Origin of the sequence: Vibrio sp., assembly GCF_050299255.1 — a bacterium.
GTDB lineage: Bacteria > Pseudomonadota > Gammaproteobacteria > Enterobacterales > Vibrionaceae > Vibrio.
The window spans coordinates 26,409-37,490 of record NZ_JBNKVP010000030.1; the positions used below are offsets into that span (position 1 = coordinate 26,409).

Below are 11,082 nucleotides of genomic sequence, written 5' to 3' on the forward strand. Positions count from 1 at the left end.
AGGACAAACCATGTCTGTAATCAAGATGATTGACCTGGACCTAGCAGGCAAACGCGTATTTATCCGTGCTGACCTTAACGTGCCAGTAAAAGACGGGAAAGTAACTTCAGACGCTCGTATCCTGGCTTCACTGCCTACGATTAAACACTGTCTGGAAGCGGGTGCGAAAGTAATGGTTACTTCTCACCTGGGCCGCCCAACTGAAGGTGAGTACGCGGAAGAGTTCTCTCTGCAACCAGTGGTGAACTACCTGAACGATGCACTGGACTGTGAAGTGAAACTGGCGAAAGACTACCTGGATGGTCTGGAACTGAACGCCGGTGAACTGGTTGTACTGGAAAACGTTCGCTTTAACAAAGGCGAAAAGAAAAACGAAGAAGAGCTGTCTAAGAAGTACGCGGCACTGTGTGACGTATTCGTGATGGATGCATTCGGTACTGCGCACCGCGCGCAAGCGTCTACTCACGGTGTGGGCATGTTTGCTCCTATCGCATGTGCAGGTCCTTTGCTGGCGAACGAACTGGACGCTCTGGGCAAAGCGATGGACAACCCAGCTCGTCCAATGGTCGCTATCGTTGGTGGTTCTAAAGTTTCTACCAAACTGACTGTGCTTGAGTCTCTGTCTAAAATCGCTGACCAACTGGTTGTTGGCGGTGGTATTGCTAACACTTTCATCGCGGCAGCTGGCCACAACGTAGGTAAATCTCTCTACGAAGCAGACCTGGTTGATACGGCGAAGAAGCTGATGGAAGAGTGTGCTATTCCGGTTGCAACTGACGTTGCCTGTGCCAAAGCGTTCGACGAAAACGCAGAAGCTGAAATCAAGAACGTTGCTGACGTTCAGGACGACGACATGATCTTCGACCTGGGCCCAGATTCAACGGCTGCTCTGGCTGAAATCCTGAAAGGCGCGAAAACCATTCTGTGGAACGGCCCGGTCGGCGTATTCGAATTCAAGAACTTCGAAGCGGGTACGAAAGGTATCTCTGAAGCGATCGCCGCATCTGAAGGCTTCTCTGTAGCCGGCGGTGGTGACACTCTGGCAGCCATCGACAAATTCGGTATCAAAGCGGATGTTTCTTACATCTCAACCGGTGGCGGCGCTTTCCTTGAGTTTGTAGAAGGTAAAGTACTGCCTGCAGTTGAAATGCTGGAAGCACGTGCTAAAGCTTAATTAACTATCCAGAGCGGGGGCGAGTCTCCCGCTCTGTTGTTTGCTGCACGCAGTAAGGTTCTTTGCTAGAATACTGGCAGTTGTGAGCAAACGTTTGCAAGAATTTAAACTTAATCAGTTTTATTTTAAAACGACAGATAAATAGGACTCTATCCATGTCTAAGATCTTTGATTTCGTAAAACCAGGTGTAATCGCTGGTGACGACGTTCAGAAAGTATTTGAAGTAGCGAAAGAAAATAACTTCGCTCTTCCAGCTGTTAACTGTGTAGGTACGGACTCTGTAAACGCAGTTCTAGAAGCCGCAGCGAATGTGAAAGCACCTGTTATCGTTCAGTTCTCTAACGGTGGCGCAGCATTCTTTGCTGGTAAAGGTCTGAAACTGGAAGGTCAGGAAGGCCAAATCCTGGGCGCGATTGCTGGTGCAAAATACGTACACGCAGTAGCGGAAGCTTACGGCGTGCCAGTAATCCTGCACACTGACCACGCAGCGAAAAAACTGCTGCCTTGGATCGACGGTCTGCTGGACGCAGGTGAAAAATTCTTCGCTGAAACTGGTAAGCCACTGTTCTCTTCTCACATGATCGACCTGTCTGAAGAGTCTCTGGAAGAGAACATCGAAATCTGTTCTAAGTACCTAGAGCGCATGGCTAAAATGAACATGACTCTGGAGATCGAACTGGGTTGTACCGGTGGTGAAGAAGACGGCGTAGACAACTCTGATATGGACCAGTCTGAGCTGTACACTTCTCCAGAAGACGTAGCGTACGCTTATGAAAAACTGAACGCTATCAGCCACCGTTTCACTATCGCAGCTTCTTTCGGTAACGTTCACGGTGTGTACAAACCAGGTAACGTGGTACTGACTCCAACGATCCTGCGCGACTCTCAAGCACACTGCTCTGAGAAATTCGGTCTGCCAGCAAACTCTCTGAACTTCGTATTCCACGGTGGTTCAGGTTCTTCTCTGGAAGAAATCCGCGAGTCTATCTCTTACGGTGTTATCAAAATGAACATCGATACTGATACTCAGTGGGCAACTTGGGATGGCGTTCGTCAGTACGAAGCTGAAAACCACGATTACCTGCAAGGTCAAATCGGTAACCCAACTGGTGAAGATGCACCGAACAAGAAATACTACGATCCACGCGTATGGCTGCGTGCTGGTCAAGCGGCTATGGTTAAGCGTCTGGAGCAAGCCTTCTCTGACCTTAACGCAGTAGACGTACTGTAATCTGTTACTGACAGTGTTCGAAGCCCGCTCAATGAGCGGGCTTTTTTTGTACCTGTTAGTCTCAAAGGTGCATAGCCAGGCAAAATAACTGGCGCGAGCGCAATTAATTGCGTAACCTTTAACAAGCTTTCAGAGACCAGCATAAAGTTGTTAGTTTTCAAGCATCCAACCAGCCATTCCCGCCGTTTTGACCGAATAAGGGGCTAGGCTGGAGTAATTAATGCCTGAAATTATCATCCGGTCGCCCTGAAGCCGCACAATAAACTAAATGTCGATTTCTCAAGAATAAGTGTTAAGGGGACGCATATGGCTGGTGAATCAAACGAGCTAGAAATACCAATTATGGACGGACTTGCCAAAGCCGAATCGTGGCTGACCAACAATTCCGATCTATTGATCCAGTACGGGGTCAATATTATTTCCGCCATCCTGATCCTGTTTATCGGTAACCTTTTCGTTAAAGCTATCGCCGGCAGTGTGGCGAAAGTGCTGGAAAAGAAAAACATGGACAAGGCGGTGGTGGAGTTTATCTACGGCCTGGTTCGTTACCTGTTGTTTGTTATCGTACTGATTGCCGCGTTGGGACGCGTGGGCGTGCAAACGGCGTCAGTGGTGGCGGTTATCGGTGCTGCCGGCTTAGCCGTTGGTCTGGCCCTGCAGGGTTCGCTGTCTAACTTTGCTGCCGGGGTATTGATCGTTGCATTTCGTCCGTTCAAATCAGGTGACTATGTCGAAGTGGGTGGTGTAGCAGGTTCAGTGGAATCGATTCAAATATTCCAGACCGTGCTAAAAACTCCGGATAACAAGATGGTGGTGGTGCCGAACTCTGGTGTTATCGGTAGTCCAATCACCAACTATTCCCGCCATGCGACCCGCCGGGTGGATCTGGTGATCGGTGTTTCTTACAAATCGGATCTCAAACTGACCAAAAAAGTGATCCGCGAAACGCTGGAACAAGACGAGCGGATCCTGAAAAATCCGGATATGACTATCGGGGTACTGGCACTGGCGGATTCCTCGGTCAACTTTGTGGTTCGCCCTTGGTGTAAAACCGCGGACTACTGGAACGTCTACTTTGATTCCATGCAGGCGATCAAAGAAGCACTGGATGCCAACGGTATCGAAATTCCATTCCCGCAGATGGATGTCCATCTCGAAAAGCTCGATTAAGCTTAAATACAGTAACGAAAACGGAGGCCCAGCCTCCGTTTTTTTATCCATGAGATAAGCGGCTGACGAAAGTCGCTCAGCCTTAACCTGCGGTTAATTCCACTGTAGATAAAGGCTTTTGGCCAGTAAAAACGCGATGATGAACATCATGGCGGCCACCGCCATATCAATAACCTGTTTCACCCGCGGCTTGGACAGTGTTGGCCCTAGTTTGGCGGCGCCGAGAGACAGGGCGTAAAACCAGGCAAAAGACGCCATCATAGTACCGAGCGCGAAAGACAGCCGCTCATGGCCTTCAAACTGGCCGCCAATGGAGCCGAGAATCACCACTGTATCCAGATAGAGATGAGGATTGAGCACCGTCACCGCCAGAGCTCCCAAGATCACTGCGCGTCGACCTCGCGCCGTCATCTGTGCGCCGGAATCTTCCTCTTGGCTAACTTGCAGTGCTGTTCGCAGTGACAGGTAGCCGTAAAAGGACAGAAACGCGATTCCGCCCAGAGTCACTAAGGTCAGCAAGGTATCGCTTTGCGACAGCAGTGCTCCACCGCCGAATATCCCCAGCGAAATAAACAGTACGTCCAGTAGGCTGCACACCGTCGCCGTGGTCAGATGATGGTTGCGCTTGATGCCTTGATTGAGTACATACGCATTTTGTGCCCCAATCGGGATAATCATCGTCGCGCCCAAACTAAACCCTTGTAACCACACCCACCAACTCACAATACACCTCTAAACAGAGCAAAAAGAAACAACTTGGGACGCAAGATACTCGGAGTTGCTGGATAAGTATAATTAATGATTTTAATATTATATTAGTATCTCTAATTTTCAGGAAAATGTATGCGTGGGCTGGATTACAAATGGATAGAAGCGCTCGACAGCGTGGTGCATCAGGGCAGTTTTGAACGTGCCGCGCAGCAGCTGTTTATCTCACAATCTGCCGTGTCACAGCGGATTAAGCAGCTGGAAAAGTTCCTCGCCAAACCGGTGTTAGTGCGCGAGCAACCGCCACGGCCAACGCCAGTAGGGGAAAAGCTGCTCGGCTTATACCGCCGGGTGCAGCTGCTGGAACAGGAACTGGTGCCTGAGCTGGCCGAAGAGCTGTCCGGGCCCAGCCAGATCGCCATTGCCACCAACGCCGACAGTTTGGCCACCTGGCTGCTGCCGGCGCTGCAACCTGTCATGAAGCGCCATCCGGTGGAAATCAATCTGGAAGTGCATGGTGAAACCCGTACGATAGAGAAACTGCGTAGCGGTGAGGTTGCCGGGGCCATCAGCTTAGAATCGAAAACCATCCCCGGCTGCCAGGCGCAGTTTCTCGGTCGGATGGACTATGTCTGTGTTGCCAGCCCGGAATTCTGTCAGCGATATTTTTCTTCCGGGGTCAACCGTGACAGTCTGCGCCGGGCTCCCGCCGTCTCATTCGACAAATATGATGAGCTACACAAACAGTTCCTGGCGCGTCATTTCGACCTGTCCCGTGACAGCATCATCAACCATAATGTCGGTAGTTCGGAAGCGTTTGTGAAACTGGCGCTGGCCGGCGTGGCCTACTGTTTGATCCCTAAATTGCAGATCAGCCAGGAGCTGGAGCAAGGCCTGCTACGTGATATTGTTCCGGGCTTGTTTGTCTCGCAGAAAATCCACTGGCACCACTGGCAGTTGGAGACCGGCCTGCTGCAGCAGGTGTCTGCCGCGATTTTGCAACACGCCAGGCGGGTATTACCGCAAAGCTGAAGCGTCAGGTTTGTGTCATATCGTTGTTTAGCGATTGGTATAATTCAACTGGATGCTTATTATTTACTGGATTGATTCATTAAGGTGAGATCTATGAAATTGTTTTCCATTGTTACCCTGTCGCTGGCAACCCTGTTTTCAACCGCCGGTTTTGCCGAGTCGTACAACTTTCCCCATATTGTCACCACAGGATTTGGTGAGGTTATCGCCAAGCCAGATCAGGCTAAATTTATCGTGCGGGCAGTGGAAACTGCCGACAGCAGTGAAGCGGTCAAACAGGCGGTGGATAAGTCTGTCAGCGGGTTTATTGATCAGCTCAAGCAGTCCGGTGTCAGTGCCGACGACATTACCGGCTCCAACCTGTTTCTTGCGCCTCAATACAAATACGAACGCGACCAGGCTCCGGAACTGGTTGGCTATCGGGCCAGCCGCACTGTGACCGTGATAGTCAATGACCTGGCGAAACTGAACCAGTATCTGGATATGGCGCTGGCCAAGGGCATCAACCAGGTTGATTCAGTGCAGTTGATGGTGAAAGATGAGCAAGCGTTTCAGAAGCAGGCGCGTCAGGCAGCGATTAAAGACGCTATGACCAAAGCGGCCGAGCTGGCTGAAGGATTTGGCAAGCAGCTCGATCAGGTATGGAGAATCGATTACAACACTCCGCTCGCCCAACCCGTGTTCGCCCGCAGCAGCATGATGGACGCCAAATCCCAATCGGAAAGCTACCAGGATTCAACCATGGTAATTAAGGATAGGGTCGACGTCGTTTATAAGCTCAGTAATTAATAGAGGTTTTACTGGCTGAAACCCGCATAAGCGCTTTAGTTGCGCGGACTTGATGCTATAATCTCCAGCTTAATTCAGGGAGATAGTGCTCAGTGAGATACACGAAAATTATCGCAACACTCTTGGCCACTTGCTCCCTGCTCGCTTTACTGGTAAGCGCTTACTACCTGGACAGATACCACGATTTAAAGCAATCCGTTGTCCAGACCACAGCCAGAGAGGCTATGCATCACCTCGGTTACAGTGAGCGTGAGTACCAGGGCCTAAAACAGCAGTTTGACTCTACCATCCGCCTGCTAGCGCAGACCCAAAGCCTGCACGACTACATTTACCTTTCTAATGGCTTCAATAAAAGCCGCCTCCAGAGTGACTGGGCCTTGATGGTGCGTAACCAGAAGTGGTATCTGGATATTCGCTACCTCACTGTTGAGGGGGACGAACTGGTTCGGGTTGGCTACATCGCCGAAGATGAACAGATAGAAATGTCCTCTGAGCAGGATAATGCGACAGCGCGGGAATTTTTCCAATTTGCCCAGACCCTGCAGGATGACCAGGTGGGCACACTGGGTATCCGCGAGGGTGACGAGCATTCTGCCGGCGACACCAAGCCGTCGCTGAAGATCATGACTCCGGTGCTGCACAGCGGCGTACGCAAAGGCTACCTGGTGTTGAATGTCGATGTCGGTTATCTGGCGTCCAAACTGATCTATTCACCCAACCGGGAATACAGCCCCGAGCTGGTCAGCAGTGACGGCAATTACCTGACGCATGAACTGAATAACCCACTGTTCAGTGAGCTGGCCAATCGAGGCCATCAGCTGACGCTGAAACAGGATCTGCCCCGGACCTGGGCGAAAATGAACAGTCAGCCTTCCGGCTATCTGGTCGAAAACGGGGAAATGACGGCGTTTAACCGCCTGAATATCTCCGTCGACAGCCGGTTATTTCTGATCATTCACCTGTCAGAGCAGGAGATCATGCAGCGCTATAGCCGTGATTTTAATGACCTGTATCAGGAAGCAATCTTCGTCCTGCTGATCCTGGTGATTTTCGCCCTGCCGATCAGCTCTGCGGCGATTTATTACCACAAGCGCAATATTGAGAGCCAGTTAGCCCGTGCTGCGCTGAACGGCATGTCGGCGATGATGATCTCCGATCGCCTCCATCGTACGGTGCTGGTTAATGGCGAGTTTTCCCGCCTGACCGGTTATCTGCCTAATCAGCTGGTTAATAAAAACGTGCTTAAGCTGCTGCTGGGGGAAGACAAACTGGATGATTTGCTGATGATTTTTGAAAAAGTGGCCAGCAAGCATCTTTGGGAAGGCGAAATCAATTTCCGCAGCGCGACTACAGGGTCTGAGGTTACCGCGATCATGCGCATTCAGGCGGTGATGTCGAAGCGAAACCGCAACAAAGTCAGCTACTACATCACCTCACTGGTGGATATTTCAGACCGCAAGCTGCTGGAGCAGCGGCTGCGTACTCTGAGTGAGAAGGACTCGCTAACCCAACTCTGGAACCGGCGCAAGTTCGAAGCCGAATTGCAGCGAATGGCCAAACTGACCAACCGTTACCCGCAGGTGCCCTGTTGTCTGGCGCTGGTGGATATCGACCACTTCAAACGTATCAATGATGAAAAAGGTCATGATGCCGGGGACAGGGTGATCAATCTGGTTGGTAACAGCATGGCGCGTCAGCTGCGCGAAACTGACTTTGTTGCCCGTATCGGTGGGGAAGAGTTTGCCGCCATCATGCCAAATACTTCGCTGCAAGAAGCAGGGCATGCCCTGGAGCGGCTGCGGCTGGCCATTGAACAGGATAGCCACCTCGGGGTCACCATCAGTATTGGCTATACCGACATGACGGAAGACAGCACCCGCAGCTATAAATGTGCCGACATCGCTCTGTACGAATCGAAAACCCTGGGTCGTAACCAGTTATCCCTGTGCAGCAGTACTGACGATCTGGCTTAATCACTCGGTTCACATCCAGCTAACCCGGCCGCTATGTTTCCTTTCTTTACCGAAGTAACCCAGTTTTCTCTGTTTACCGCTTACAGCCAAGAAAAAAGCCAGTCGCGTTAACGACTGGCTTGATGCAGTTTCTGAATCAGCGACCCAGGCCGCTGATAGTGTCACGATTACAGGACGTGAACAGATGCAGTGTTGGTCGTGCCGGAAGCAACCAGAGCGCCAGATACCATAACCACGATATCGCCTTTTTTACCGATACCAGTAGACAGAGCCAGCTCTTTACCGTTGCGGTAGAAGTCGTCAGTGCTTTCGATAGAATCAACCACGACAGGCAGTACACCTTTGGTCAGAACCAACTGAGCCGCGGTTTTAGCGTTAGTGGTCAGTGCCAGGATGTTTGCAGTAGGGAAGTACTTACGTACTGAACGGGCAGATTTACCACCTTCAGTTGCCACGACAATCAGAGGCGCAGCCAGTTTTTCTGCAGTGTCTACCGCACCTTTACATACCGCTTCGGTAATGCGCAGGCGTGGGCTGTCCAGGCGAGAGCCCAGTTCAGCTTTCAGGGCAGAGTCAGTACGGTTAGCGATTTGCGCCATGATGGTCACAGCTTCAACCGGGTACTTACCTTTAGCGGTTTCACCAGACAGCATAACTGCATCGGTACCGTCCATGATCGCATTCGCAACGTCACCCGCTTCGGCACGAGTCGGACGAGGGTTGTTGATCATAGAGTCCAGCATCTGAGTGGCAGTGATAACCATCTTACGGGCACGGTTACATTTCTCGATCATCATCTTCTGCGCGAAGATAACTTCTTCTGCCGGGATTTCTACACCCAGGTCGCCACGTGCAACCATGATACCGTCAGACAGCTCCAGGATGTCGTCGAAGTTGTCTACGCCTTCCTGGTTTTCGATCTTAGAAATGATGTGGATGTTCTGACCGCCGTTGGCTTCCAGTACTTCACGGATTTCTTTAACGTCAGAAGCCTTACGGATGAAAGAAGCGGCAACGAAGTCAACGCCTTGCTCACAACCGAATTTCAGGTCGTTCTTATCTTTTTCAGACAGGGCTGGCAAGTTGACAGAAACGCCTGGCAGGTTCACACCTTTGTTCTCACCCAGGGCACCGTTGTTCAGTACTTTACATTTAACTTCAGTGTCGGTGGTCGCCAGCACTTCCATTTCGATCAGGCCGTCGTCGACCAGGATAGTGTTGCCGACGTTCAGGTCGTTAGCAAAGCCAGCGTAAGTTACTGCTACTTTGTCTTTATTACCTACTACGCTGGTGTCAGTAGTGAAAGTGAATTCCTGGCCCGCAACCAGGTCAACGTCATCACCGTTTTCCAGTTTAATAGTACGGATTTCAGGGCCTTTGGTATCCAGCAGGATGGCCAGTTGTTTGCCGGTTTGCTCCATTACTTTGCGGAAGTTAGCAATGCGAGTTCCGTGTTCTTCGTAGTCACCGTGAGAGAAGTTCAGACGCATGACGTTCATGCCGGCGTTGACGAGTTCAGTCAGTTTCTCTACAGATTCAGTTTTCGGGCCAATCGTACATACGATTTTGGTCTTTTTCATGGAAGAGTCTCTCCGGTGAATATTATCAATTTGAAAGTTAATATATAGCTTAAGAATGGCCTCGATGGCGGCAAATTTATCTCTTCGTTACCACATTTCTCACTCGAGTACAGCTCACTCCAAAACTGAAAGTCTTACAACAGGTTTAGTCATTTTATGACTACCTATTGAGTGCGTATTACCATTTTAATGTGATCTAGGTCACCATGATTGGTGAGAATTACAAAAGTATCACACACCATTCTGTAATTTTTTTTCTTTAGGGTGCGAATTCTAACACCTAATCATTACAATATCACTGCTTAAGAATTGTCTTAGGACAAGGTTTTAGCCAGAAATATTAATTTTTTAGTTCGAAATAAATAGACATAAAAGTTTCGTTTTGAATATAATAACTTTCGTTTCGTAACTTGTTCTTGTGAATGTCATGTCAAAACGTAATACTCAGCTAAGAAGACACACAATTGTTAACTTAGTTAATCAATTGGGTGAAGTCAGTGTTGAAGAATTATCTACTCAGTTTGAAACTTCAGAAGTCACTATAAGAAAGGATTTAGCATCACTAGAGCAGAACGGCCAACTGCTGCGTCGTTATGGTGGTGCTATTGCTTTACCTAAAGAAGTAGTGAATGACGAGCTGAATTCAAAAGTTTCAGTTCGAAAGGAAGCGCTAGCAAAAGCTGCTGCCAAATTGATCAGAGACCATAACCGTATTGTTATCGATAGCGGAAGTACAACCGCGGCACTGATTAACCAGCTCAATGATAAGCACGGGTTAATTGTCATGACCAACTCTTTGAATGTCGCGAATGCATTAAATGAGCTAGAGAGTGAGCCTACACTGCTTATGACTGGCGGCACTTGGGATACCCACTCGGAGTCATTTCAAGGAAAAGTGGCGGAATCGGTTCTTCGTTCGTATGATTTTGATCAGTTGTTCATTGGTGCAGATGGCATCGACCTCGAACGTGGCACATCGACATTTAATGAGTTAGTCGGTTTAAGCAAGGTTATGGCTGAAGTGTCCAGAGAAGTCGTTGTCATGGTTGAATCGGACAAAGTGGGAAGAAAGATCCCAAATTTAGAACTGCCATGGAACGACATTGACGTTCTTATAACTGACAAAGGTTTGTCTGACGAACTGGTTGCAAAAATAGAATTTCATCAGGTTCGAGTGATTCGAGCTTAGACAGGGTCATTGAGACTCACAAAATTTAAATCCGCCTCTACCTTAAGGCTTTGCTTGCAGCCGTAGAGTGCACTAGATAAAAAAGAAATTGGAGTAATAACATGTGTGGAATTGTTGGCGCTGTTGCACAGCGTGATGTAGCTGAAATTCTGGTTGAAGGTTTACGTCGTCTAGAGTATCGCGGTTACGACTCAGCAGGTGTTGCTGTGGTTGATGCACAAAGCAACTTAACTCG

9 protein-coding genes are annotated in these 11,082 nt (G+C 49.5%); 7 read left to right on the top strand and 2 right to left on the bottom strand.

Translation table 11 applies throughout. The features are described from left to right. The first annotated feature begins 10 nt into the window (after window positions 1-10). From ACQY6F_RS10150 to mscS, 3 genes are all read left to right on the top strand, one after another. Entirely contained in the window at window positions 11-1,174 is a 1,164-nt protein-coding gene (locus tag ACQY6F_RS10150; RefSeq protein WP_428774103.1) for a phosphoglycerate kinase, read from the top strand. Between the two features lie 155 nt (window positions 1,175-1,329). Then, window positions 1,330-2,406, top strand: coding sequence for a class II fructose-bisphosphate aldolase (fbaA, locus tag ACQY6F_RS10155; protein ID WP_428774105.1), 1,077 nt, complete (start codon window positions 1,330-1,332; stop codon window positions 2,404-2,406). A 306-nt stretch (window positions 2,407-2,712) separates the two neighbouring features. Then, window positions 2,713-3,576: a small-conductance mechanosensitive channel MscS gene (gene mscS, locus ACQY6F_RS10160; protein ID WP_428774106.1), complete on the top strand. Its 864-nt coding sequence runs from the start codon at window positions 2,713-2,715 to the stop codon at window positions 3,574-3,576. A gap of 93 nt (window positions 3,577-3,669) precedes the next feature. Here mscS and ACQY6F_RS10165 read toward each other — a convergent pair whose 3' ends face one another. Beyond that, window positions 3,670-4,299 carry a LysE/ArgO family amino acid transporter gene (locus tag ACQY6F_RS10165; protein ID WP_428774108.1) on the bottom strand — a complete coding sequence of 210 codons (630 nt, stop codon included), beginning with the start codon at window positions 4,297-4,299 and terminating at the stop codon, window positions 3,670-3,672. 120 nt (window positions 4,300-4,419) lie between these two features. Between ACQY6F_RS10165 and ACQY6F_RS10170 the strand changes: the two genes are divergently transcribed. The 3 genes from ACQY6F_RS10170 to ACQY6F_RS10180 all read left to right on the top strand — a co-directional run bounded on the left by ACQY6F_RS10170 (window position 4,420) and on the right by ACQY6F_RS10180 (window position 8,078). Beyond that, a complete protein-coding gene (locus ACQY6F_RS10170; RefSeq protein ID WP_428774110.1) occupies window positions 4,420-5,316 on the top strand; it encodes a LysR family transcriptional regulator ArgP in 897 nt (298 codons plus the stop codon). Window positions 5,317-5,409: 93 nt separating this feature from the next. Next, a complete protein-coding gene (locus ACQY6F_RS10175) occupies window positions 5,410-6,105 on the top strand; it encodes an oxidative stress defense protein (RefSeq protein WP_428774111.1) in 696 nt (231 codons plus the stop codon). A gap of 92 nt (window positions 6,106-6,197) precedes the next feature. Beyond that, complete coding sequence (locus tag ACQY6F_RS10180) at window positions 6,198-8,078, top strand: diguanylate cyclase (protein WP_428774113.1); 1,881 nt, start codon at window positions 6,198-6,200, stop codon at window positions 8,076-8,078. Window positions 8,079-8,245: 167 nt separating this feature from the next. On the opposite strand, the gene pykF is transcribed toward ACQY6F_RS10180, so the two are convergent. Then, on the bottom strand, window positions 8,246-9,658 hold the full coding sequence (gene pykF / locus ACQY6F_RS10185) for a pyruvate kinase PykF (RefSeq protein ID WP_428774114.1): 1,413 nt from the start codon (window positions 9,656-9,658) through the stop codon (window positions 8,246-8,248). Between the two features lie 427 nt (window positions 9,659-10,085). Here pykF and ACQY6F_RS10190 point away from each other — a divergent pair, with 427 nt between their 5' ends. Continuing rightward, complete coding sequence (locus ACQY6F_RS10190; protein ID WP_167413420.1) at window positions 10,086-10,847, top strand: DeoR/GlpR family DNA-binding transcription regulator; 762 nt, start codon at window positions 10,086-10,088, stop codon at window positions 10,845-10,847. Window positions 10,848-11,082 lie beyond the last annotated feature (235 nt).